Annotated in this window: 18 protein-coding genes; 5 read left to right on the forward strand and 13 right to left on the reverse strand. The window is 66.2% G+C overall.

Annotated elements, in window-relative coordinates:
• Positions 1–134 precede the first annotated feature (134 nt).
• The 4 genes from urtD to urtA all read right to left on the reverse strand — a co-directional run bounded on the left by urtD (position 135) and on the right by urtA (position 5,462).
• Positions 135–890 (reverse strand): urea ABC transporter ATP-binding protein UrtD, encoded by a 756-nt coding sequence (urtD, locus tag PRN20_RS19280; RefSeq protein WP_273959266.1) that lies wholly within the window; start codon positions 888–890, stop codon positions 135–137.
• The gene (urtC, locus tag PRN20_RS19285; RefSeq protein WP_273959267.1) at positions 887–2,062 is read right to left on the reverse strand and encodes an urea ABC transporter permease subunit UrtC; all 1,176 of its coding nucleotides are present in this window, start codon (positions 2,060–2,062) and stop codon (positions 887–889) included. Before urtC ends, urtD begins: the two co-directional genes overlap by 4 nt.
• Positions 2,063–2,378: 316 nt before the next feature.
• Positions 2,379–3,989, reverse strand: a complete 1,611-nt coding sequence (urtB, locus tag PRN20_RS19290; protein ID WP_443112594.1) for an urea ABC transporter permease subunit UrtB — start codon at positions 3,987–3,989, stop codon at positions 2,379–2,381.
• A gap of 213 nt (positions 3,990–4,202) precedes the next feature.
• On the reverse strand, positions 4,203–5,462 hold the full coding sequence (gene urtA / locus PRN20_RS19295) for an urea ABC transporter substrate-binding protein (RefSeq protein WP_273959676.1): 1,260 nt from the start codon (positions 5,460–5,462) through the stop codon (positions 4,203–4,205).
• Positions 5,463–6,273: 811 nt separating this feature from the next.
• Here urtA and PRN20_RS19300 point away from each other — a divergent pair.
• Positions 6,274–6,990, forward strand: a complete 717-nt coding sequence (locus PRN20_RS19300; protein ID WP_273959268.1) for a hypothetical protein — start codon at positions 6,274–6,276, stop codon at positions 6,988–6,990.
• Positions 6,991–7,029: 39 nt separating this feature from the next.
• On the opposite strand, the gene PRN20_RS19305 is transcribed toward PRN20_RS19300, so the two are convergent.
• From PRN20_RS19305 to PRN20_RS19335, 7 genes are all read right to left on the reverse strand, one after another.
• Positions 7,030–10,164, reverse strand: coding sequence for an efflux RND transporter permease subunit (locus PRN20_RS19305; protein WP_273959269.1), 3,135 nt, complete (start codon positions 10,162–10,164; stop codon positions 7,030–7,032).
• 175 nt (positions 10,165–10,339) lie between these two features.
• Positions 10,340–11,554, reverse strand: a complete 1,215-nt coding sequence (locus tag PRN20_RS19310; RefSeq protein WP_273959270.1) for an efflux RND transporter periplasmic adaptor subunit — start codon at positions 11,552–11,554, stop codon at positions 10,340–10,342.
• Positions 11,555–11,740: 186 nt separating this feature from the next.
• The gene (locus PRN20_RS19315; protein WP_273959271.1) at positions 11,741–12,388 is read right to left on the reverse strand and encodes an ankyrin repeat domain-containing protein; all 648 of its coding nucleotides are present in this window, start codon (positions 12,386–12,388) and stop codon (positions 11,741–11,743) included.
• Between the two features lie 90 nt (positions 12,389–12,478).
• The gene (locus PRN20_RS19320; protein WP_273959272.1) at positions 12,479–13,480 is read right to left on the reverse strand and encodes a GlxA family transcriptional regulator; all 1,002 of its coding nucleotides are present in this window, start codon (positions 13,478–13,480) and stop codon (positions 12,479–12,481) included.
• Positions 13,477–14,037, reverse strand: a complete 561-nt coding sequence (locus tag PRN20_RS19325) for a cysteine hydrolase family protein (RefSeq protein ID WP_273959273.1) — start codon at positions 14,035–14,037, stop codon at positions 13,477–13,479. The genes PRN20_RS19320 and PRN20_RS19325 overlap by 4 nt, the downstream gene beginning before the upstream one ends.
• 279 nt (positions 14,038–14,316) lie before the next feature.
• Positions 14,317–15,381, reverse strand: a complete 1,065-nt coding sequence (locus PRN20_RS19330; RefSeq protein ID WP_273959274.1) for a linear amide C-N hydrolase — start codon at positions 15,379–15,381, stop codon at positions 14,317–14,319.
• A 109-nt stretch (positions 15,382–15,490) separates the two neighbouring features.
• Positions 15,491–15,688 carry a DUF2934 domain-containing protein gene (locus PRN20_RS19335; RefSeq protein ID WP_273959275.1) on the reverse strand — a complete coding sequence of 66 codons (198 nt, stop codon included), beginning with the start codon at positions 15,686–15,688 and terminating at the stop codon, positions 15,491–15,493.
• A 106-nt stretch (positions 15,689–15,794) separates the two neighbouring features.
• Between PRN20_RS19335 and PRN20_RS19340 the strand changes: the two genes are divergently transcribed.
• Complete coding sequence (locus PRN20_RS19340) at positions 15,795–17,966, forward strand: FdhF/YdeP family oxidoreductase (RefSeq protein WP_273959276.1); 2,172 nt, start codon at positions 15,795–15,797, stop codon at positions 17,964–17,966.
• Positions 17,963–18,643 carry a DUF2461 domain-containing protein gene (locus PRN20_RS19345; RefSeq protein ID WP_273959277.1) on the forward strand — a complete coding sequence of 227 codons (681 nt, stop codon included), beginning with the start codon at positions 17,963–17,965 and terminating at the stop codon, positions 18,641–18,643. Before PRN20_RS19340 ends, PRN20_RS19345 begins: the two co-directional genes overlap by 4 nt.
• Before the next feature lie 60 nt (positions 18,644–18,703).
• Here the strand turns inward: PRN20_RS19345 and PRN20_RS19350 are convergent, their stop codons facing one another.
• The gene (locus PRN20_RS19350) at positions 18,704–19,720 is read right to left on the reverse strand and encodes a 1-aminocyclopropane-1-carboxylate deaminase (protein ID WP_273959278.1); all 1,017 of its coding nucleotides are present in this window, start codon (positions 19,718–19,720) and stop codon (positions 18,704–18,706) included.
• A 142-nt stretch (positions 19,721–19,862) separates the two neighbouring features.
• On the opposite strand from PRN20_RS19350, the gene PRN20_RS19355 reads away from it, so the two are divergent.
• A complete protein-coding gene (locus PRN20_RS19355; protein ID WP_273959279.1) occupies positions 19,863–20,339 on the forward strand; it encodes an Lrp/AsnC ligand binding domain-containing protein in 477 nt (158 codons plus the stop codon).
• Between the two features lie 191 nt (positions 20,340–20,530).
• Here PRN20_RS19355 and PRN20_RS19360 read toward each other — a convergent pair whose 3' ends face one another.
• The gene (locus PRN20_RS19360; RefSeq protein WP_273959280.1) at positions 20,531–21,430 is read right to left on the reverse strand and encodes a TolB family protein; all 900 of its coding nucleotides are present in this window, start codon (positions 21,428–21,430) and stop codon (positions 20,531–20,533) included.
• A gap of 194 nt (positions 21,431–21,624) precedes the next feature.
• Between PRN20_RS19360 and ettA the strand changes: the two genes are divergently transcribed.
• Positions 21,625–23,280, forward strand: a complete 1,656-nt coding sequence (ettA, locus tag PRN20_RS19365; RefSeq protein WP_273959281.1) for an energy-dependent translational throttle protein EttA — start codon at positions 21,625–21,627, stop codon at positions 23,278–23,280.
• The last annotated feature ends 6 nt before the right edge of the window (positions 23,281–23,286 follow it).

A 23,286-nucleotide genomic window follows, 5' to 3' on the forward strand; every position in this document is an offset into this window, starting at 1 on the left:
TCCTTTTGCCCTCGACCCGCACCACCCCCACCCTCGAAACCTCCCCGCGAAGGGGAGGGAGGCGAGTTCCTGTTCCGGTGTTCTCCTCAAGGGCAGGAGGGATACGGAACATGGATGAAGGCTGTAGAACTGCATCATCGGCCCAGATACCGCTCGATGACGACCGGGTTGGCGCTCACCTGGTCGAGGGAGCCCTCGGCCAGCACCGAGCCTTCGGCGAGGCAGGTGACGCGGGTGCCCAGTTCGCGCACGAAACTCATGTCGTGCTCGACGACGACCACGGAGCGGGTTCGTGCGATCTCCTTGAGGAGCTTGGCCGTCTCGACGGTTTCGGCATCGGTCATGCCGGCGACGGGCTCGTCGACCAGCAGCAACTTGGGGTCCTGGGCCAGCAGCATGCCCACCTCCAGCCACTGCTTCTGGCCGTGGCTGAGGTCGGCGGCGAGATCGTCCTTGCGGGCGGTGAGGCGGACGGTCGCGAGGATCTCGTCGATGCGGGCCTCGTCCTCTCCGCTCTGCGAATAGAACAGCGCGTTGAACACGCCGCGCGGCTTCTTGAGCGCCAGCACGAGATTGTCCCATACCGTGTGGCTTTCGAAGACCGTCGGCTTCTGGAATTTGCGGCCGATGCCGAGGTTGGCGATCTGCGCCTCGTCGAGCTTGGTGAGGTCGGTGCGCCCGTCGAAATAGACATCGCCATCGTCGGGGCGGGTCTTGCCGGTGATGATGTCCATCATGGTGGTCTTGCCGGCGCCGTTCGGGCCGATGATCGCCAGCATCTCGTTGGGATAGACGATGATCGAGAGGTTGTTCAGCGCCTTGAAGCCGTCGAAGGCGACGGAGACGCCGTTGAGATAGAGCATCGTGCCGGATTTGTCGGGGACGGTCATTCGGCGGGCTCCGGCGCGGTCTTGGTCGGGGGCAGGGTGGTGGGATCCTCGCCGGCCTCGGCGGCGGCGCTCTGTTCCTTGCCCTTGCGGGTGCGGACTTTCGCGAACAGGCCGACGAGGCCCTTGGGCAGGAACAGCGTCACCACGACGAACAGCCCCCCGAGCGCGAACAGCCAGTATTCGGGGAGGGCGCTGGTGAACACGGTCTTGCCGAAGTTGACGAGCACCGCACCGATGATGGGGCCGACGATGGTGCCGCGACCACCGACCGCGACCCAGATCACGGCCTCGATCGAGTTCTCGGGGGCGAACTCGCCCGGGTTGATGATGCCGACCTGCGGCACGTAGAGCGCGCCGGCGATGCCCGCCATCACGGCTGAGACGGTGAAGGCGAAGAGCTTCACGTTCTCGGGCCGCCAGCCGAGGAAGCGGGTGCGGCTCTCGGCATCGCGCACGGCAACCATCACCTTGCCGAGCTTGGAATTGACGATCATCGAGCAGATGAGGACGAACAGGGCAAGGAACAGCGCGCTCAGCGCGAACAGCGTCGCGCGGGTTGTCGCCGCCTGCACGTTGAAGCCGAGGATGTCCTTGAAGTCGGTGAGCCCGTTATTGCCGCCGAAGCCGAAGTCGTTGCGGAAGAAGGCGAGCAGCAGGGCGAAGGTCATCGCCTGGGTGATGATCGAGAGGTAGACGCCGGTCACGCGGCTGCGGAAGGCGAGGTAGCCGAAGACGAAGGCGAGGATGCCCGGCACCAGCACCACCATCAGCATGGCGAACCAGAACATGTCGAAGCCGTGCCAGTACCAGGGCAACTCCTTCCAGTTCAGGAACACCATGAAGTCGGGCAGGACCGGGTTGGCATAGACGCCGCGCGTGCCGATCTGGCGCATCAGGTACATGCCCATGGCGTAGCCGCCCAGCGCGAAGAAGGCGCCGTGGCCGAGCGACAGGATCCCGACATAGCCCCAGACCAGATCGAGCGAGAGCGCGAGGATCGCGTAGCAGAGATACTTGCCGAACAGCGTCACCACGTAGGTCGGCACATGGAAGGGCGAGCCCGGCGGCACCAGCAGGTTGAGCGCCGGCACGGCAATCGCGATGGCGACGAGGATCGCAACCAGCCAGATCGCCTTTCTGTCGAGGGCGCGGAAGAGGAGTTGGGTGATCAATTGCCTGCTCCGGTGGCCTGGAACCCCTCATCCGGCGCTACGCGCCACATTCTCCCCGACGGGGAGAAGAATACCGAGGGGCCGGTGCGGGGCACCATTCCTCTCCCCGTCGGGGAGAGGGTGGATCGGCCGAAGGCCGAGACGGGTGAGGGGTGGAGTCCGGTCGGTCGAACTGACGGCTCCCCTCCCCCTTGAGGGGAGGGGCTGGGGGTGGGGGTGGCGAGGAGAGCACGGCGGTGACTGCACCACCCCCTCCCTCGATCCCTCCCCTCAAGGGGGAGGGAGGCGCGAACAGCGGGCTTCCGGATCGGCATAATCATTGCTCCACCGCCCGGCCCTTCAACGCAAACAGCCCCCTGGGCCGGCGCTGGATGAACAGGATGATCAGCACGAGGATCAGGATCTTGGCCACCACCGCGCCGGCGTAGGGCTCGAGGAATTTGTTGGCGATGCCGATCGAAAGCGCGCCGACCAGCGTGCCCCAGAGGTTCCCGACGCCGCCGAAGACCACGACCATGAAGCTGTCGATGATGTAGTTCTGGCCCAGGTTCGGCGAGACGTTGTCGATCTGGCTCAGCGCCACGCCCGCAAGGCCGGCGATGCCCGAGCCGAGCCCGAAGGTCATGGCGTCGACGAAGGGCGTGCGGATGCCCATGGCCGAGGCCATGCGGCGGTTCTGCGTGACGGCGCGCATCTGCAGGCCCAGCGAGGTTCGGTTGAGCACGGCGAGCAGCGCCACGAAGACCGCGATGGCGAAGATCACGATCCAGAAGCGGTTCCAGGTGATCGAGAGCCCACCCAGGTCGAACGAGCCGGACATCCAGCTGGGGTTCGCCACTTCCTTGTTGGTCGGCCCGTAGGCGGTGCGGATCGCCTGCTGCAGGATCAGCGACAGGCCCCAGGTGGCGAGCAGCGTTTCGAGCGCCCGGCCGTAGAGCCAGCGGATGATGCCGCGCTCGATGGCGATGCCGATCAGCGCCGTGACGAGGAAGGCGAGGGGCAGGGCGATCGCCAGCGAGTAGTCGAGCATGCCGGGGAAGCTGCGCCGGATGATCTCCTGCACGGTGAAGGTGGTGTAGGCGCCCAGCATCACCATCTCGCCATGCGCCATGTTGATGACGCCCATCACGCCGAAGGTGATGGCGAGGCCGATGGCGGCGAGCAGCAGCACCGAGCCGAGCGAGATGCCGTACCAGACATTCTGCGCCACGCCCCAGGCGGCCTGCGTCTGGTTGAGCGCGTCGATGGCGCCCTGGATCTGGGGCTTCAGTTCCTCGGGCGAACTGGCGAGCACCGAGGTCAGCAGCGTGACTGCATCGCGTCCGCCGCGCGCCTTGAGCGCTGCCACGGCGGCGGTCTTTTCCTCCACCGAAGCATCCGTCTTGAGGATGATGGCAGCGCGGGCCGTTTCCATCACGGCCTTGATCTGGGGGTCGGCCTCGCTCGATAGCGCCGAGTTCAGCAGTTCGAGATTGTCGGGGTTGGCGTCGCGCAGCACCGACTGGGCGGCGCTCATGCGGGTGCCGCGATCCTCGCTGAGAAGTGTCATCTGGCCGATGATGGTGCGCAGCCCGCGACGGAGGCCGTTGTTGACCTTCACCTTCTCGGTGTCGCCCTTGGCGATGCCTTCGACCGCGGCGCCGGTCACCGGATCGGTCACCCCGTTGCGGGCGAGGAAGACGACCTGGCCGGTGGTCTTGGCTGCATAGAGATTGCCGTCGAGCAGCGTCTGCAACACCGGAACGGCGCGGGGATCACCCGTGGCGCCGAGAGCCTTGGCCGCAGCCTCGCGATCCTTGAAGTTGCCCGGCGCGAGAGCGTTGACGAGCGTTGTCAGCGTCGCGTCATCGGTCTGCGCGAAGGCGGGGGTGATCGAAAAGAGCAGGGCGAGAACGGTGAGCAGCGCTGCGATCCAGCGTGTCGCCACCCCCCTCCCAACCTCCCCCGCAAGGGGGGAGGTGTGGGCCGGTGCTTGTGGCGCGATCGAGCCATTCGCACTGCTCGGAACTTCCCCCCTTGCGGGGGAGGCTGGGAGGGGGGAGGCCACAAGCCCGATCTGACCGTCGTTCATCTTTGGCCTCGAAGGAAATCCGGGAGAAGCGAGGGCGGCGGACCGCCCTCGCGAAGGCTGGGTGCCGGCTTACTGAGCCGTGGCGACGTCGCCGCCGCAGGCCTTGGTCTCGGTGTTGTAGTTGCCGCAGTTGATCGGGGCGGTCCAATCGGCCTCGATCGGCTTGGATTCGGGCAGGAAGTCGGACCAGGCGTCGCCCGGCACGAGGTCGCTGGCCGACACCACTTCGAATTGGCCGTCGGCCTGGATCTCGCCGATCAGGACGGGCTTGGTGATGTGGTGGTTGGGGAGCATCTTGGCGATGCCGCCGGTCAGGTTCGGCGTCTCGAGGCCGATGATGGCGTCGAGCACCGGGTCGGTGTCGGCGGTGCCGGCCTTCTCGACGGCCTGGACCCACAGGTTGAAGCCGATCACGTGGGCTTCCATCGGGTCGTTGGTGACGCGCTCGGGGTTCTTGATGAACTCGCGCCACTTGGCGATGAAGTCGGCGTTCTCCGGGGTATCGACCGACTGGAAGTAGTTCCAGGCGGCGAGGTGACCCACGAGCGGGGCGGTGTCGAAGCCGGCCAGTTCTTCCTCGCCGACCGAGAAGGCCACGACCGGGATGTCCTCGGCCTTGATGCCCTGGTTGGCGAGTTCCTTGTAGAACGGCACGTTGGCGTCGCCGTTGATGGTCGAGACCACGGCGGTCTTCTTGCCGGCCGAGCCGAAGGCCTTGATGTCGGAGACGATGGTCTGCCAGTCGGAGTGCCCGAACGGCGTGTAGTTGATCATGATGTCTTCAGCGGCCACGCCCTTGTCCTTGAGGTACTGCTCGAGGATCTTGTTGGTGGTCTGCGGATAGACGTAGTCGGTGCCGGCGAGGACCCAGCGCTCGACGCCTTCTTCGTTCATCAGGTAGTCGACGGCCGGGATGGCCTGCTGGTTCGGAGCAGCGCCGGTGTAGAACACGTTGCGCTCGGATTCCTCGCCCTCGTACTGCACGGGGTAGAAGAGGATCGAGTTGAGCTCCTTGAAGACGGGGAGCACGGACTTGCGGGACACCGAGGTCCAGCAGCCGAACACCGCGGCGACCTTGTTCACCGAGATGAGCTCGCGCGCCTTCTCGGCGAAGAGCGGCCAGTCCGATGCCGGGTCGACGACCACGGCCTCGAGCTTCTTGCCGAGGAGACCACCCTTCTTGTTCTGCTCGTCGATGAGGAAGAGCATGGTGTCCTTCAGGGTCGTCTCCGAGATCGCCATCGTGCCCGACAGCGAGTGGAGGATGCCGACCTTGATGGTTTCTTCCTGTGCATGGGCGGCGAGGGGCGCGAGCGCCCCGGCAGTCATCGCTACTCCCAGGCCGATACCGGCCATTATGCGACTAATCCCTGTCATATTTACCCTCCGACAGTTTGGTTGTTTGCACCGGAAGGGAAGTTGCAATCGCCGTGCCAGCACCGCGTTAGGACGCTAAGGCACTGAAACTAAATCGCGTTCTGTTCCGCGTGGCGGAAAAGCCGGGTGTGCCGCAGCGGGAGGCGGGAAGGCACCTGCCTGTTTTCTAGGCGCGCCTATTTACCTCTGCTTAAGAATTAAGCGGCGTGCGGAAGCGGCAACTACTGCCCGGTGACCGGACGTTTCAGTCCTGCTAAAGAAATCGGCACCGGAAGTTCCACTTCCGGCAGAGGTTGTTTGCACCACATCCTCGGCCCCGCGCCGGAGACGGCGTGGGGCTTGGTGCCCGCAACGCGGCCGGGCGAAAATCATCCCCGTGCGAGCGCAACCTTCCCCACCATCCACCGTTAAGCCGACGAGCTGCCGGTTTGAACCGGCGCTGGAATATCGGCGGAGACGGGAAGGGCTGACGCTCCCTTTTTGATTGAAGCCGGTGGGGCGCGGAGCTTCGGTTCCGCGCCTTCTTTTGTGCGGCCGAGGGGCGGCCCTAAATCACGGCACGACGCGGCGGCGTCCGCGACAAGCTTTATCCACCGGGGCGATCAGCTTTCGTTAGGCGGGTACGCAGGCACTGTGCCGGTCTTCTTGGATTTGCTGTCGGCCACCGCTGTTCATAGACGAAAGTGTATTTGCCGAAGCTTGCGTCGATCGCGGAGCCGTGGACAGATGAGCATCCGTTTAGCGGCGGATGGAGGAGGCTTGCATGCAGTGGAATGTGGTCGTTCTGGCGGCGTCAGTTGCACTGGCTGCCGGGCTGGGCGCGGCGCCGGTCGCCGCAGAGGGATTGCTCAAGGGCATCGCCGGAACTCTGGGCGACACCGTGGGCAGCGTCGTCTCGCTCAACGACGACGACAACACGGCCCTCGTCAATCTCGACATCGGCGGGGGCAGCAACGTGCTGAACGCGGCGGTGGGCCGTGGGAGCAAGCCGCTGGCCAACGCCAACGTTTCCAGCACGGGTCTTCTGGACCGCACCGCCGTCGCGCTCGATCTGGGTGGGCTCGGCCTCGATGTCGACCTCGACCTGGGGTTCGGTTCGGCCGACCCCGGCAACCCGGGTCGTCCGGGGCGCCCCGTGCTGGTGGGGAGCCTCGAAGGCGGCGACACGTTCGTCATCAGGTGCAACGTCAACAAGACCCGGGAGCTGCTGCAGGTCGCAGCGGCGGGCAAGATCACCGAGGCCGAGTTCCGGGCCTGGAAGCGATCGGCGAATGTCCAGATCGTCCCGGTCAGGCTCTGCCCCGCGGCGAAGAAGCAGGTGGCGGAGATCTTCAGCCACAGCCGGAAGATCAATCAGCTCCAGCGTGCGGTGCAGGCGGACGAGCTGCTCTCGGCATCGCTGGGGCGCACGCGCTACGACGCAGGCGACGTCGCGGCCGTGCAGCGCAAGGCGGGCCAGCTGGTCGTCTACGTCTACTGACGAGGCGGGTGGGGCGCGGCAGCACCGCGTCCCTCGATCCTACTCGGCGGGAGCCGGAGCGGCCCCGTGCTCCAAGGCTTCGGCAGCTTCGAGTTCGCGCTGCAGGCGCTCCTCTTCCACGGCCTTGGGCTTACTGAACCGGGCCAGCAGCAGGTAGGCGACCGGCGTCAGGTAGAGTGTCGCAACCGCCGCGAGGCTGAGGCCGCCGACCATGATCCAGCCCAGCGCCGCACGCGCTTCCGAACCGGCGCCGCCGGCGATGATCAGCGGCACGCCGCCCAGCACCGTGGCGATCATGGTCATCACCACCGGCCGCAGCCGGATGTTGGCCGAGTTCTCCACCGCCTCGCGCACCGATTGGCCGCGGTCGCGCAACTGGTTGGCGAACTCGACGATCAGGATGCCGTTCTTGGCCATGATGCCGACCACCAGTACCAGGCCGATCTGGCTGTAGACGTTGAGCGTCACCCCCGTCAGCAGCATGGCGAACACCGCGCAGGCGAGCCCGAACGGCACCGTCGCCATGACGATGATGGCGCTCCACACGCTTTCGAACTGCGCGGCGAGGACGAGCAGGATCACGATCAGCGCGAAGCCGAAGGTAATCAGCAGGCCGTTATTGCTGTCGCCGAGGGTCTTCGCCTCGGCCATGGGCACGATGGTCGCGCCGTCGGGCAGGAGGGGCTGCGCGATCTGCACGGCCTCGTTGTAGGCGTCGCCGAGCGCGAAGCCGTCGGTCAGCGCCGCCGTCACCGTGACGGCACGGCGCTGCTGCTCGCGGCCGAGCGAGGGCGCGATCGGCGCCTCGTTGAGCGTGGCGATGGTCGACATGGGCACGTAGCGCCCGTCCGTCGTCTTGATGAAGATCGACTCGAGGTCGCCGGGGTCGTTCACCGGGCTCGAGGTCGAAAGCATGCGGACCGAGTAGCTCGCGTCGTTGATGAACACCGTGCCCACGTCCGAGCCGTCGATCATCGCCTGCATCGTGGCCGAGAGGCCGTTGATGTCGATGCCGAGCTGGGCCGCCTTATCGCGGTCGATCGAGAGCGTCATCTGCGGCTGGGTGGTCTCGTAGTTCACCGAGACGCGGCCCCATTTCTCGTCCTTTTCGAGCTCGGACTTCATGGCATTGGCCGCTTGCGACAGCGTCTCGTAATTGTCGCCGAGGAGGGCGAACTGCAGGCCCGATCCGCCGCCGCGCACGCCGAGCGAATTGCCCTGGCGGATGTTGGCGCGGACGCCCGGCACCTGGGTCAGCTGCTGGTTGATCTCGGCGGCGATCTGCTGCTGGGTGCGCGTGCGGTGCTCCCAGTCGGCCAGCGTCATGATGATGAAGCCGGAATTGGTGTTCGAGCCGAAGCCCGAGATAGAGAAGATGCTCGTCGCCTCGCCGCTGTCCTTGTAGGGCTGCAGCATGTCCTCGATCTTCTGCATCTGGGTGCGGGTGAAATCGAGGCTGACCGTGGCAGGCGCGTTGACGTTGATTGCGATCTGCGCGCGATCCTCGGGCGGCGTCAGCTCCTGCTTCAGCGTGCCGAACACGCCCCAGGCGGCGGCCGCAAAGACCAGCGCGAAGACGATCACGACGAGCGGGTTGTTGAGCGCCCAGCGCAGCGTGTGCCGGTAGAAGCCGGAGAGCAGCCCGCCGAAGCGTTCCATCGCATTGGGCGGGCGCTCGGTATGCGGCTTCAGCATGCGCGAGGCCAGCATGGGAGCCAGCGACAGCGCCACGACCGCCGAGAGGCCGACCGAGATGGCGAGGGTGAAGCCGAACTCGCGGAACAGCAGTCCCGTCTGCCCCGGCAGGAACGAGATCGGGATGAAGACCGCGGCCAGCGTCACCGTCGTCGCGATGACGGCGAAGAACACCTCCTGCGTGCCGAGCACGGCGGCGGCGCGTGGCCCTAACCCCATGCCGCGCCGTCTTGTGATGTTCTCGAGCACGACGATCGCGTCGTCCACGACGAGCCCGGTGGCGATCACAAGCGCCAGCAAGGTCAGGATGTTGAGCGAAAATCCGAAAGCATAGATTCCGGCCACCGTGCCGATCAGCGCAACGGGCATCGTCACCGCCGGGATGATAGTGGCGCGCCAGTCGAGCAGGAACAGGTAGATGATGACGATGACGCCGATGACGGCGATCATCAGCGAGCGCTCGACCTCGTGCACGGCGCCGGCGATGAAGACGGATTCGTCGGACGAGATCTTGATGTCGACGCCCGGGGGCAGGGTGGTCTTGAGGCTCTCGACCGCCGCCTTGACGCCGTCCGAGATCTGCATGGTGTTCGATTGCGCCTGGCGCACGATGCCGAGCCCGATGCCGGACTTGCCGTCGCTGCGCAGGCCCGAGTTGGCGGCGCCGGGCGAGAAGACGACATTGGCGACGTCGCCGAGCCGGGTCGTGCCCTTGATGACGATGTTCTCGAACGCCTCGGGCGTGTTCACCTCGGCGATGGCGCGGATGGCGATGTTCTGGTTGGTGCCGTTGAGCGAGCCCGCCGGGCTGTCGAAGGCCATGGTGGACAGCGCGTTGCGGATGTCGCCGACCGTCAGCCCCAGGCTCGCGAGCTTGATCTGGTCGACGTCGATCTCGAACGACCGGTTCTGGCTGCCGTTGACCTGCACGTCGGCAACGCCGGGCACGGCGGCGAGGCGCTCGGAAATGGTGTTCTCGACCAGCTCGGTCAGCTCGTCCTTGCTCATCGTGTCCGATGTCACGGCGAGCTGGATGATGGCCTGCGCATTCGCGTCGGCCTTGACGATGGTCGGGGTCTCGGCGCCGTCGGGCAGGCGGTTGGCGATGCGGCCGAGGGCGTCGCGAATGTCCGAGGTGGCGTTGTCGAGATTGGTGCCGTCGTTGAACGTCATCGACACGCGGCTGCGGCCGTAGGACGAATCCGACGAGATCGATGCCACGCCCTGGATGCGGGCGACCACGCCCTCGATCTCGGCCGTAATCTCGCGATCCACGGTCTCAGCCGAGGCGCCGGAGAAGGTGGTGCTGATCGAGAGCGTCGGGCGCTCGACATTGGGCAGCTCGCGGATCTCGACGCCGAAGAAGGCGGCGAGTCCGGCCACGATGATCAGGCAGCTGACGACGATGGCGAGCACCGGGCGGCGGACGAACAGTCCCGCAATGGCCCCGCCGCGTTCGTTCTGGGACTGGATGCTCATGGTTTGCCCCCAAAGCCGGCGCGCAAAGAGTACCCCCACCCCTGTCCCTTCCCCGCAGGGGGGCGGGAGACGCCCACACAACGCTGGGTGACCGTGGGACGAAGGCTATTCGGTCTGGTCTCCCTCCCCCTTGCGGGGAGGGGACAGGGGTGGGGAAGCGTTTCCCGCGCCGCCCTCACGACGGATTTCCTTCCGTCGGCCGTTGCCGATTGCCACCCTCGCCGCCGCCCGCCGGCTCATCGAGCAGCCTTACGCTGGCGCCGGCGGTGAGCTGCTGGACGCCCTGCGTCACCACCTGGTCGCCGGGCGTCAGCTCGGCCTTCACCAGCACGCCGTCCGAGTTGCGCTGGATGATCTGCACCGGGACGCGCTCGACCTTGCCGTCGACGAACTTCCATAGGTAGCTGCCGGCGCTCGACCACTGGATGGCGAGGGGGTCGACGGTGGGGAATTCCTCGCCGGCGAAGGTGAGGGACACCGAGAAGGACATGCCCGGCCTCAGGCGGCCGTCGTCATTGGGGATCTGGGCTTCGACCTTGAGCGTGCGGCTGGCCGTGTCGATGCGGTTGTCGACGGCGCTGACCGTGCCGGCAATGGTCTCGCCGGGGAGGGCCACGGCGGACGCGGTGAGCGGCATGCCGATCGTGACCGACGAGGCATAGCGCTCTGGCACCCAGAAGCTGACCGTGATGTGGGAGGTGTCCTCGATCGTCGTCACCACGGTCTGCGTGGTCACGGTGTTGCCCGGGCTCACCTGGAACAGCCCAACCGTGCCGGCGATGGGGGTCGAGATGGTGCGCTTGGCCAGCGCGAGTTCGGCGTTCTGCTGTTCGAGCCGGGCATTGTTGTAGGCGAGCCGCGCCGTGGCGACCTGCACTGTCGTAGTGGCATTGGCCTTGGCCAGCTCGTCGAAGCGCTTGACGGCTTCCTCGGCGTCCGAGAACGCGAGCTGCGCGCGCTCGGCAGCGATCTTTTCGGCGTCGGCGTCGAGCCGGCCGATCACGGCGCCGGCCTCGACCGCGTCACCCGGCTTCACCACGAGTTCGGCGAGCGTGCCGGCCGCGGGAGAGATGACGGTCACGGAGCGGGCCGCGCTGCTGTCCCCGATCGCGGTCAGTTTGTCGTTGATGGTGGCAACCGTAACGGGCGCCGTGACGACCACGAGGCTGCGATTGCCGCCACGCCCGCCGCCTGCACCCGGGCCGCCTCGCTGTCCGCCCGGTGCCGCCTGCTGGCCACCGCCCTGGCCGCCGGCCGGTCCGGTCGCGGCTTCCGCCTGGGGCGCAAAGGGCAGCTCGATGCCGTAGCGCGCCAGTGTCTCGGGTGCGCCGGGCACGAAGAAGACATAGGCGGCCGCGGCCGCTCCCAAGACGATGAGCGAAACCAGCAATTGCCTTATCAAGTCACAGTTCCCAACGCGATTTAGGCCCGCGGGAGAAGCGGGCGACAATGGCGCGAACGATACCATCGGCAACCGGCGCCCGACATTAAATCAACGTAACAATTCCTTGCGCTGGCAGGAGCTTCCCGGCTGGGCGTCGTTGCGGCGGACGCGGCGCGCGCGCCGATGGCGGACTTAGTGCCGCGTCTCCAGCCGGTCGGCCAGCCAGGCATGGCCGGCGTTGCGGGCAAGACTGGCCGCCGTCTCGCCCTTGGCGTTCTTCGCCGAGGAATCGGCTCCAGCGAGGAGCAGCAGGCCGGCAATGGCGCCGTCGCCATGATGTCCGGCTGCGTGCAGCGGGGTGAAGCCGTCGGCCTGGACCTGGTTGGGGTCGGCCCCGGCGCGGAGCAGTTTTTCCACCATCGCGGCGTTGCGCTTGGCGCAGGCGGCGTGGAGGGCCGCGACCTTCTGAGGGTTCTGCGCCGCGGCGTTGACGTTGGTCGTCAGCGGCAGCAGCAGGTCGAAGGCCTCGGGGTTGTCGAAGAAGGCCGCCAGCGACAGCGGCGTGAAGCCGTCGGCCGACAGCTCGTTGGCATCCCAGCCGTTGGCAAGGGCGGCTTCGAGGCGGGCGCCATCCCTCAGGATGATCGCCTCGTGCGGATCGAGTTCGCGGAGCATGGCGCGGACGGCGGAAATGGCGCCGACATTGCCCATATAGGCTGCCCAGGCGACGAGCGAGGCGCCGCTCGTATGGCGCGTGCCGACCAGCCCCGGATCGTGCGACAGCGCCGACCGGAGCCCATCCAGATCTCCCTTGGCCACGAGATCGAAAGGATCGCTCATGGGACGAGCATACGCGTATGCAAACCGCACTTGAAGGGCCTCCCCGCACTAAGTCGGAGAACGCGCGTGTGCCTCCAGCGTTCCGCCGCGTCAGACGGTGGAGCGGGCCAGCAGCCGTGCGGCGCTGGGTGGGACGTCGTTGACGCGGCCCCAGGCCCGGCGCAACTGGCGGCTCGAGGCGAAGCCCGAACGCTCGGCGACGCGCTCGAGGTCGAGCCGCGTCTCGGTGAGCAACTGCCGGGCGAGGGCCACGCGCAGGCGGTTGACGTAGTCGGGGATGCTCATCCCGGCGTGCTCGTTGAACAGGCGCGACAGATGCCGCGGGCTGGCGATGGCGATGCCCGCCAGGGCCTCCAGCGTCCAGTCGCGCGTCGGGTCGGCGGTGATCGCATCCTGCACGCGGTGGATCGCGGGGTGGATGTGGTTTCGCCCCTCGAGCCAGGGCGAGAGCTGCGGGTCGGTGCCGGCGCGGCGATGGTAGACGACGAGGTAGCGGGCCACGGCGGCGGCTGTCGACGGGCTCGTCAGCTGCGCGATGATGTGGAGCATCAGGTCGATGCCGGCGGTGATGCCGGCGCTGGTGTAGCGTTCGCCGTCCTCGACATAGAGCCGGTTGTCGAGCACGCGCGCCGTGGGCGCCGCAGCGGCCAGCTCGGAGCAATCGGAGAAATGCGTGGTGCAGCTCCTGCCGTCGAGCAGCCCGGCGCGGGCCGCGAGCAGGGCGCCCGAGCAGATCGAGACGAGGCGGATGCCCGGTCTTATGCTGGTTCTGAGCCAGTCGACGATCTCGTCCGTGCCGGCGCCGGGCGGATCGAGTGGATGGCCGGCCGCCATCGGCTCCTCGGCATGGCCCGAGATCACCACCATGGCGTCGGGCTCGATGCCCTCGGGGAGCGGCTCAATGCCCGCGAGCTTGAGGCCGATGGAGCTCGTAACTTCGGGCAGGGGGCCGACATAGCGGACATCGAACGCCACATCGGCCTGCTGCATGTTCGCGCCGCGCAGGGCCTCGATCGGCCCGGCGACGTCGAGCAGCAGCGTCCGCGCCGGCAGCACGCAGTAGACCGGGATCCGGCGCGGGGCAGGGCTCATGCGGCGGCGGCCGCGGGGCGGCCGGCGAGGGCCTCGGCAATGGTGCAGACGCGGGCGAAGCGCCCATCGAGTACCGCAGCCGTACGGGCCTTCAGCTCGTCGACGCTCCAGGTGCGGCCGGTGGCATCGGTCAGCGCCATGGTGTGGGTCGCCTCGGTGACGTAGTCCACCTGCCAGCCGAGATCGGAGGCGTGGCGCGTCGTCGTCTCGCAGCACTGCTCGGTGCGGATGCCCGAAACGATCAGCCGGCGGATGCCGTTCTCGGTGAGCCACACATCGAGGCCCGAGCCGACCAGCGCCGAATGGCGCGTCTTCATGAACTCCGCATCGGGCGTCAGCTGCAGCTCCGCCAGCGGCCGCACGAAGCCCGACGCCAGCGAGAAGATACCCTCGGGCTCCACATGCAGTATCCGGACGACGGCGTGCCCCTTGGCCCGCGCCCCATCGATCAACGCCTGCTGGTTGCCGAGATAGGTCGCATAATCGGTCTCGAACCAGTTCTGCCGCTGGCGGAAGGATTCCTGGGCATCGATGACGAGAAGGGCGGTATCGGACATTTCTGGACCTCGCGGGCTGGATGAGTTGCCCAAGGCTAGGCCGTGCGAGCATGCGGCGAAAGGCACGGAGCGGTCAAGGAGCGGACAGAAAAGGACATTGGTTGGTGCTGTGGTCCATCGCCATCGCATGGGTCCCCGGGTCAAGCCCGGGGATGACGGTGGTTGGTTGCTTTGTCAGTTCACAAGGCATGCCCACTCCACCCAATACGCATCTCTGTCACCGTCATTCCCGGGCTTGACCCGGGGACCCGGCGATGGCGCCGAGTGCTCAGAACCCGCCTACAACCCCAGGAACCGGAACGGCTTCGTCTCCACGAACTTTTCCGTCGCGTCGCCGGCAAACGTGTTCGCCTGATCAGGCCCGAGGTCGAGCTTGCGGGTCGTGCCGGTCTCCTCGGAGAAATCGATTTTCTTCAGATCAACCCAGAACGTGTTGGGGGTCAGCGCCGACTCGAACAGGTACAGCCCGCGCTTGTGGTCGAGGACGGTGCGCCAGCGGGTCGAGGAGATGTTGGGCTGGTCCGGGGTGGTGATGCCGAACGGGACCGAGGTGTTGCGGATCACGCTGACCACGCTGGCGAGCGCCCGGTTGGGCTCCTCGTCCTTGGGGATGGCGTTGACGTAGAACATGGCGCGGGCGAAGCGATCCGAGGCGCGGTTGGTGCCGGGCAGGAACACCGTGCCGCCGATCTGTTCCCAGTAGCTGTTGAGCGCTAGCTGCTCGTCGAAGGTCGGCGAGTTGGTCATCACCTGGTACTGCCGGCCGTGGTGGATCACCTGCTTGCCGCCGATGTACTCGACGATGGCGCTGTCGCCGGTCGCATCGGAAAGCGACAGATGCACGGTGGCGAGCCTGTCCTCATCCGGCATCTTGTCGGTCACGAGGACGAAGGGCTCGGTCTCGAGGACGGCGACCGCCTCGGCAACGGTGGCGAAGTTGTCGAGCATGTACTGGGCCCAGAGCGAGATCGCGAGGCCGGGCTGGGTGCCGTCGAAGGCGGAGTACTCGGACTCCACCAGCCAGAGCAGGTTGGCCATCAGGCCCTTCTCGTTCACACCGTCCGTGGTCGCAATGTCGTAGGCCGTAGCGACGACGCTGCCGTATTTCGACGTCCACTGGATGGTGTTGGGGCCGGTCTCCCCGGTCCGCTCGACGCCGCGGGGCAGGATCCAGAGGTTGGTGCCGATGTCGGTCTTCCAGTCCATCGACCGGGCGGTGATGACATTGTCGTTCGGGCCCAGGTAGACGAGCCGGGTGCAGGCAAGCACCTGGGTGAGACCGAGCAGGCCGGCAAGAGCCGCGGTCACGAGGAGCAGGCCGAAGGAAGGCGCAAGACTGGACATGGCAAGGCTCCGTGCCGTTCTGGAGGGCAACGTGAGGCCATGCCGTTCTAGGCGGGCAGTGCCGAAGCGAGGCTTGCCCGCCCAGGTCGCATTCTCCGAAATATCGAGGCTAAAGCGTCGGAAGTCCTGCCTGGAGCGGGATCGGCGTCACCGTGCTGTCCTCCTCGGACAGGTCGAGCTCGCCTTCTTCGGATAGCTCGCGTTCGGCCCGGGCCCAGTACTGTTTGTCCGTGCCTTCGGGACGCCCATCGTTCTCCCACAGGTAGTAGGCGCGATCGCGGATGCGGTTCTCGATGTTAGGGTTCATTGGCTCTTCCTCCACAACGCGGTGACAACGTCGCTGCGCTCCTGCGGTTGCGCCATTGGCGGTGCTGCGCGCTCGATGCTAGCTTCGCGCCCGACGAGGAGTTCAGATGACTATCGACGACAGGCCGCGGATCGTAGGCGGTGGCCCAAAGAAGCTGCTCTACACGGTCGAAACCATCCGCAAGATCGGAATCGGCAAGGCAGCCAAGGCACTCACCGCCCACAACGCCTGCAAGGCCTGCGCCTATGGCATGGGCGGCCAGCGGGGCGGGATGACCAATGAACTCGGCGAGTTCCCGTCCGTCTGCAACAAGTCGGTGCAGGCGCAATCGACCGATATCCAGCCGCCGATTCCCAACGAGGCGTTCCTCCATCCGCTGGGCGACCTGCAGCAGCTCTCGGGACGCGAAATGGAGCGGCTCGGCCGGCTGAATACGCCCCTGTTCAAGGCGGCGGGCGCCGACCGGTTCGAGCCGGTGAACTGGGACTTCGCCATCGCCCATTCGGCGGCGCAGCTGAAGACCACCGATCCCAACCGGACGTTCTTCTACTCCTCCGGCCGCTCCTCCAACGAGGCGGGCTTCGTCTTCCAGCTGCTGGCGCGTGCCTGGGGGACCAACAACGTCAACAACTGCTCGTACTACTGCCACCAGGCGACCAGCGAGGGGCTCGCCACCACCATCGGCAAGGGCACGGCCACGGTGGAGCTCGAGGACCTGACCGGCGCCGACCTCATCTTCGTCATCGGCGCCAACCCGTCGTCGAACCATCCGCGCTTCATCCACATGCTGAAGAACTGCCGCGACCGGGGCGGGGACGTGATCGTCATCAACCCGGCCAAGGAGCCTGGGCTGGTGAAGTTCGCCGTGCCCAAGTCGCCGAGCTCGATGCTCAAGGGTGGGAGCGAGATCGCGTCGGATTATCTGCAGCCGCGCATCGGCACCGACATCTGGCTGCTCAAGGGGCTGATGAAGGCGATCCTCGCCATGGGCGCGGAGGATCGCGCCTTCATTTCGGGGCACACGGCGAACGTCGAGCAACTCCTGGCAGATCTTCATGACATATCGCTGGAAGAAATCGCGACTATCACCGGTGTTTCGGTCGAAAGCATAGAGCGGTCCGCCACCATCTACGCCCGCCGGCAGAACGTCGTCTTCGCCTGGGGCATGGGCATGACCCACCACCTCCACGGCGTCGGCAACGTCGAGGCGATCGCCAACCTCGCCCTGCTTAGAGGTATGATCGGCAAGCGTTTTTCCGGGCTCTTGCCCCTGCGCGGCCACTCCAATGTCCAGGGCATCGGCACCATCGGCGTCAAGCCGGTCGTCTCCGAGCAGGTCTTCACCGCCATGGAGCAAACCTTCGGAATAAACCTCAGCCGAATCAATGGCTTGGACACCATGGCCAGCCTCGAGTCTGCCGCCCGCGGCGAGATCGACGCCGCCGTCATCATGGGCGGCAACCTCTGGGGCGCCACCCCCGACACCGCCTTCTCCACCCGCGCCATGGAGGCGATCGGCTTCAAGCTGTTCCTCACGACCACGCTAAACCGCGGACATGTCAATGGGTTAGGTGACGGCGAGGTCATGATCCTCCCGGTCACCGCGCGCGACGAAGAGTGGTCTCCGACCACCCAGGAGTCGATGTTCAACTATGTCCGCCTCTCCGACGGCGGCATCGAGCGCCTCGACAACGTCCGCCCCGAAACGGTGATCCTCTGCGACCTCGCCAAGCAGCTGCTCCCGGACACGCCGATCCCCTTCGAGCGATTCAAGGAACACCGGCAAGTCCGTGAGGCCATTGCGAAAATCGTGCCCGGGCTCGAGCAGCTCGCCGATATCGACGTCGCCAAACGCGAGTTCCACGTCCGCAACCGCGTGATGCACACCCCCGAGTTCGCGACGCCGGATGGCAAGGCCCACTTCACGGTCGTCTCGGTCCCCAAGCCGCCGACCAAGCTGACGCTGGCCACCGTCCGCTCGGAAGGCCAGTTCAACACGATCATCTACGAGGAGCAGGACAGCTATCGCCTGAAGGCAGGCCGCGACGCAATCTTCCTCAACCGGGAAGACATGGCGGATCAAGGAGTTACCGAGGGGCAGCGGATCACCATCGCATCCGACACCGGCCGGATGGCGGGGACGGCAACCGGCTTCGACCTGCCGCGCGGCTCGGCGCTCGCCTACTATCCCGAGGCCAACGTTCTCTGCGGCACCGCGGTCGACCCGCGCTCGAAGACGCCGGCTTTCAAGTCCGTGCCCATCTGGATCGAGGCATGATGAGCGGCTTTCCCAAGCAGACCTTCGAGTTCCTCGCGGGGATCGCAGCGCACAACGAGAAAGCCTGGTTCGACGCCAACCGGCCGCTCTACGAGGCCGGCTATGTGGAGCCGGGAAAGGCATTCGTCGCCGAGATCGGGCCGAAGCTGAAGGCCCTGTCACCCGAGGTGAACTTCGATCCCAAGGTCAACGGGTCGATCTCCCGCATCAACCGCGACATCCGCTTTTCCAAGGACAAGCGGCCATACAAGCAGCACCTGGCGCTGTGGTTCTGGCATGGCGACAAGCGCGGCTGGGACCGGCCGGGCTTCTACGTGCATATCGAGGCCGAGCGGGTGTTTCTCGGCGCCGGCATGTACGGCTTCGACAAGAACATGCTGGACAACTTCCGCCAGTCGGTGATCCACCCGCGTTCCGGCAAGGCGCTGGTCGCCGCGGTGGCCGAAGTGAAGGCGAAGGGTGCCTACGGTATCGGCGAGAAGACGCGCAAGCTGATGCCGCGCGGCTTCGAGGCGGACCCGGACCGCGCCGAGTTCCTGCTCTACGAGGGGCTGACGGCCGGCATCGAGTTGCCGGCCAACGCCGCTGCCCAGCCAGACTTTGCCGACGTGTGCATGGAGCACTTCACCAACACCTGGCCGATCGCGCGCTGGCTGATCGCCGAGGTGGCGAGCTAGCATTTCGGCGCTTGTCGCGCTCTCGGAAAAGTCTGCAACTTTTCCTGAAAGCGCTCCAGTTCAGCCGTTGCGGAAGGCGTAGCCGTAGCCGTTGAGGGCAGGGGCGCCGCCGAGGTGGGCGTAGAGCACCTTGCTGCCCTTGGGGAAGTAGCCGGTCTCGACCAGGTCGATCATGCCCTGCATGGATTTGCCCTCGTAGACCGGGTCGGTGATCATGCCTTCGAGGCGACCGACGAGGCGGATGGCGTCCTTGGTTTCCTCGGAGGGGACGCCGTAGATCGGGTAGGCGTATTCCTCCAGCAGCACCACATCGTCGCCGGTGATTGGCCGGCCCAATTCGACCAGTTCGGCGGTGCGCTGGGCGATCTCAAGCACCTGGGCCCGGGTCTGCTGCGGGGTGCAGGAGGCATCGATGCCGATGACGTTGCGGGCGCGACCGTCGGCGGCAAAGCCCACCAGTATCCCGGCATGGGTCGAGCCGGTCACGGTGCAGACGACGATGTAGTCGAACGTGAAGCCGAGTTGCGCCTCCTGCTGGCGCACTTCGTCGGCGAAGCCGACATAGCCGAGCCCGCCGAACTTGTGCACCGAGGCACCGGCGGGGATGGGGTAGGGCTTGCCGCCGGCCGCCTCGACCTCGGCGATGGCGTTCTTCCAGCTGTCGCGGATGCCGATGTCGAAGCCGTCGTCGACCAGACGCACGTCGGCGCCCATGATGCGGCTCAGCATGATGTTGCCGACGCGATCGTAGACGGCGTCCTCGTGCGGCACCCAGCTTTCCTGCACCAGCCGGCACTTGAAGCCGATCTTGGCGGCGACTGCGGCGACCATGCGCGTGTGGTTGGACTGCACGCCGCCGATCGACACCAGCGTATCGGCGCCCGAGGCGATGGCGTCGGGGACGATGTACTCGAGCTTCCTCAGCTTGTTGCCGCCGAAGGCGAGGCCGGAGTTGCAGTCTTCGCGCTTGGCGTAGATCTCGACCTCGCCGCCGAGATGGGCGCCGAGGCGCTCCAGCTTCTCGATCGGTGTCGGCCCGAAGGTCAGCGGATAGCGAGGGAACTTCGCGAGGTTCATGGGCAGGCTCCTGAGGTCGGGATTGCCTCAAGGCTAGCAATTGTCTCGCGAAGGGTGCTTTCTATTTTGGGTAGTGGACTGCGGTGGTGTGATCGGCTGATCGCAGCACATCGCGCCATCCAGCTCACCGATGAGGCCACAAATGAAAGAATCTTCCGAAGTGGATCTCGACCGCATCGACCTCAAGATGCTGCGCGCTCTGCAGCGCGATGGCCGGATCAGCAATGCGGACCTTGCCGCCGAGGTTGGCGTCAGCGCCGCAACCTGCCACCGGCGGACGCAGCACCTGATCGAAGCCGGCTACATCTCCGGCGTTCGCGCCATGGTGGATCCGGCGCGGGTGGAACTTGGGACGCTCGTGCTCGTGGGGGTGGTGCTCGATCGCTCGACGCCGGAGAGCTTTGCGGCCTTCGAGAGCGCGGTGCAGAAGCTGAAGTTCGTGCTCGATTGCCACCTGGTGGCCGGCGACTTCGACTATTTCCTCAAGATCCGGGTGCGCGATCTGGCGGATTTCAACCGCCTGCACGGAACGCAACTGCTCGGGCTGCCCGGCATGCGGCAGACCCGGACCTTTTTCGTGATGAAGGAAGTGGCCGATAGCCGGCCACTGGATTTTTGAGGGGGCCTGGCGACCGCTGGGGCACCGTGGCCTGCAGCCTCTCCCTCATCACCGGGCTTGTCCCGGTGATCCAGCAACCGCGCGTCGGTGCGGCGAGGGAGTCGTTTCACGCGGCAGACGCCGCGTGGCTGGATGGCCGGGACAAGCCCGGCCATGAGGGGCATGATGAGGCGTCCAAGCGTGAGGAAGCTCTACCGCACCGGATACGCCACGTAGGCAAACCGCTTGCTGTCGGGCGCCCAGGAATTGACGTTGATCGTGCCCTGGCCGCCGTTGAAGCCGATGATGTCGCGGGTGCCGGTGCCATCCGGGCGCATGAAGCGGAGGATCACGTCCTTGTCGGCGGGGTGCCCCTGGGTGCCCGGGGGATAGCTCAGGTAGGCGATCGACTGGCCGTCGGGCGAGACGTGCGGGAACCAGTTCACCCGCTCGTCGAAGGTGACCTGCGTCAGCTCCGAGCCGTCGGTGCGCATCCTGTAGATCTGGGCGTGGCCGGGCGAACCCTGCTCGGAGTTGAACCAGATCCACTGGCCGTCCGGCGAATACTCGGCGCCATCGTTGGGCACCAGAAAGTCGGTCAACTGTGTGTCCGGGCCGCCATCGGCAGGAATGGTCCAGATGTTCACCTTGGCCCATTGGTTATCGCCGATGGCGTTGATGCCGACATAGGACAGCGTCTTGCCGTCGGGCGAGATGCCGTGGAGGTAATAGTGGTGGCGGTGCGGGTAGGTGTTCGACACCCGCCTCGGCGTGCCGCCGCCGATCGGCAGCGCATAGAGGTGCCCGTCGTCGGAACTGACGTAGATCGTCTGGCCGTCGGGCGAGAGCACGTGGTCGTTGTTGAGGTCGCGAAGGTGACCGGTGTCGATCTTCTCCGGGGCAGCCGAACCGTCGGAGGGGATGCGCCACAGCTCGCCGCCGGCATTGAAGACGAGCGTCCGGCCATCCGGCGTCCAGTTCGGCGCCTCGATCACTTCGGAGGCGGTGAAGACGACCCGGCGATCGCTACCATCGAACGAAATCGTGGTCAGTTCGGACAGCTGGCCCTGCTGCAGCTCGCGGCCGCGGCGTGCGAATGGCGTAGTTGGCATGAGTTCCCCCAGAGGGGCCCTCAATAGCCGATTTGATCGGGTGCGGGGACAGATTCCTGCGGTACTCGGCCTGGGGCCGAGGCGGGAAACCTTCCTCGCCCGCCACTCAACGGAGGTGGTGTTGCCCCGCGCGGCGGGTTCCCCTACATACGGCGCTTGTTTCCCCGAATTCAGCGGCAGGACCCTTACGCTTCATGGCGCGCCAGTTCATCTACCACATGCACGGCCTCAACAAGGCCTACTCCAACGGCAAGAAGGTTCTGGACAACATCCACTTGAGCTTCTACCCGGACGCCAAGATCGGCGTCCTGGGTCCGAACGGTTCGGGTAAGTCGACCCTGCTGCGCATCATGGCCGGTATCGACACCGAGTTCACCGGCGAAGCCTGGGTGGCCGATGGCGCCAAGGTCGGCTACCTGCCGCAGGAGCCGCAGCTCGACCCGCAGCTCGACGTCAAGGGCAACGTCATGACGGGGGTCAAGGAGAAGAAGGACATCATCGACCGCTACAACGAGTTGATGATGAACTACTCCGACGAGACCGCCGACGAGGCGACCAAGCTCCAGGACATCATCGACAGCCAGAACCTGTGGGACCTCGACAGCCAGGTCGAAGTGGCCATGGAGGCGCTGGGCTGCCCGCCGGGCGATGCCTCGGTGGACAATCTCTCGGGTGGCGAGAAGCGCCGCGTGGCGCTCTGCGCGCTGCTGCTGTCGAAGCCCGACCTGCTGCTGCTGGACGAGCCGACCAACCATCTCGACGCCGAAACCACGGCGTGGCTGGAAAACCACCTGCGCGAGTTCGCTGGCGCGGTGCTGATCATCACCCACGACCGCTACTTCCTCGACAACGTCACGGGCTGGATCCTCGAGCTCGATCGCGGCCGTGGCGTGCCGTACGAGGGCAACTACTCGGCCTATCTCAACGCCAAGGCCAAGCGTTTCGCGCAGGAACAGTCCGAAGACGCGGCCCGCGCCAAGGTGCTCGAGCGCGAGCGCGAGTGGATGGGCCAGAGCCCGCAGGCGCGCATGGCCAAGTCCAAGGCCCGTATCCGCGCCTATGACGAGCTGGTGAAGGTCAACGAAGCCCGCACGCAGTCGAACACGGCGCAGATCATCATCCCGCCGGGCGAGCGTCTGGGCCACAATGTCATCGACATCGAGGGCGTCACCAAGTCTTACGGCGACCGCGTGCTGATCGACAACCTGACCTTCAAGCTGCCGCCGGGCGGCATCGTCGGCGTCATCGGCCCGAACGGCGTCGGCAAGTCCACGCTGTTCCGCATGATCACCGGCCAGGAGAAGCCGGACTCCGGCACCATCACTGTCGCCGACAACGTCAACCTCGGCTATGTCGACCAGAGCCGCGACACGCTCGCGCCGAACAAGACGGTGTGGGAGGAAATCTCCGGCGGCAACGAGATCCTGATGCTGGGCAAGCGCGAGATGAACTCGCGTGCCTACACGTCGGCGTTCAACTTCAAGGGCGCCGACCAGCAGCAGAAGGTCGGCAACCTTTCAGGCGGCCAGCGCAACCGCGTGCACCTCGCCAAGATGCTGAAGTCGGGCGCCAACGTGCTGCTCCTCGACGAGCCGACCAACGACCTCGACACCGAAACCCTGGCGGCGCTCGAAGAGGCGCTGGAGGAATTCGCCGGCTGCGCCGTGATCATCAGCCACGACCGCATGTTCCTCGACCGCCTCGCCACGCACATGCTGGCGTATGAGGGGGATAGCCACTTCGAGTGGTTCGAAGGCAACTTCCAGGATTACGAGCAGGACAAGATCCGGCGGCTGGGCGCGGACTCGGTGAACAACCACCGGGTGACATACAAGAAGCTGACGCGGTAAGGCCGC

The organism is Devosia sp. ZB163 (assembly GCF_028613635.1).
In the GTDB taxonomy this organism is placed as follows: domain Bacteria; phylum Pseudomonadota; class Alphaproteobacteria; order Rhizobiales; family Devosiaceae; genus Devosia_A.

Excerpts from the sequence above, each read along its gene's own strand:
- urtD (WP_273959266.1), bottom strand. The coding sequence starts at position 890 with ATGACCGTCCCCGACAAATCCGGCACGATGCTCTATCTCAACGGCGTC.
- urtA (WP_273959676.1), bottom strand. The coding sequence starts at position 5,462 with ATGACTGCCGGGGCGCTCGCGCCCCTCGCCGCCCATGCACAGGAAGAA.
- PRN20_RS19300 (WP_273959268.1), top strand. The coding sequence starts at position 6,274 with ATGCAGTGGAATGTGGTCGTTCTGGCGGCGTCAGTTGCACTGGCTGCC.
- PRN20_RS19305 (WP_273959269.1), bottom strand. The coding sequence starts at position 10,164 with ATGAGCATCCAGTCCCAGAACGAACGCGGCGGGGCCATTGCGGGACTG.
- PRN20_RS19315 (WP_273959271.1), bottom strand. The coding sequence starts at position 12,388 with ATGAGCGATCCTTTCGATCTCGTGGCCAAGGGAGATCTGGATGGGCTC.
- PRN20_RS19320 (WP_273959272.1), bottom strand. The coding sequence starts at position 13,480 with ATGAGCCCTGCCCCGCGCCGGATCCCGGTCTACTGCGTGCTGCCGGCG.
- PRN20_RS19325 (WP_273959273.1), bottom strand. The coding sequence starts at position 14,037 with ATGTCCGATACCGCCCTTCTCGTCATCGATGCCCAGGAATCCTTCCGC.
- PRN20_RS19330 (WP_273959274.1), bottom strand. The coding sequence starts at position 15,381 with ATGTCCAGTCTTGCGCCTTCCTTCGGCCTGCTCCTCGTGACCGCGGCT.
- PRN20_RS19335 (WP_273959275.1), bottom strand. The coding sequence starts at position 15,688 with ATGAACCCTAACATCGAGAACCGCATCCGCGATCGCGCCTACTACCTG.
- PRN20_RS19340 (WP_273959276.1), top strand. The coding sequence starts at position 15,795 with ATGACTATCGACGACAGGCCGCGGATCGTAGGCGGTGGCCCAAAGAAG.
- PRN20_RS19345 (WP_273959277.1), top strand. The coding sequence starts at position 17,963 with ATGATGAGCGGCTTTCCCAAGCAGACCTTCGAGTTCCTCGCGGGGATC.
- PRN20_RS19350 (WP_273959278.1), bottom strand. The coding sequence starts at position 19,720 with ATGAACCTCGCGAAGTTCCCTCGCTATCCGCTGACCTTCGGGCCGACA.
- PRN20_RS19355 (WP_273959279.1), top strand. The coding sequence starts at position 19,863 with ATGAAAGAATCTTCCGAAGTGGATCTCGACCGCATCGACCTCAAGATG.
- PRN20_RS19360 (WP_273959280.1), bottom strand. The coding sequence starts at position 21,430 with ATGCCAACTACGCCATTCGCACGCCGCGGCCGCGAGCTGCAGCAGGGC.
- ettA (WP_273959281.1), top strand. The coding sequence starts at position 21,625 with ATGGCGCGCCAGTTCATCTACCACATGCACGGCCTCAACAAGGCCTAC.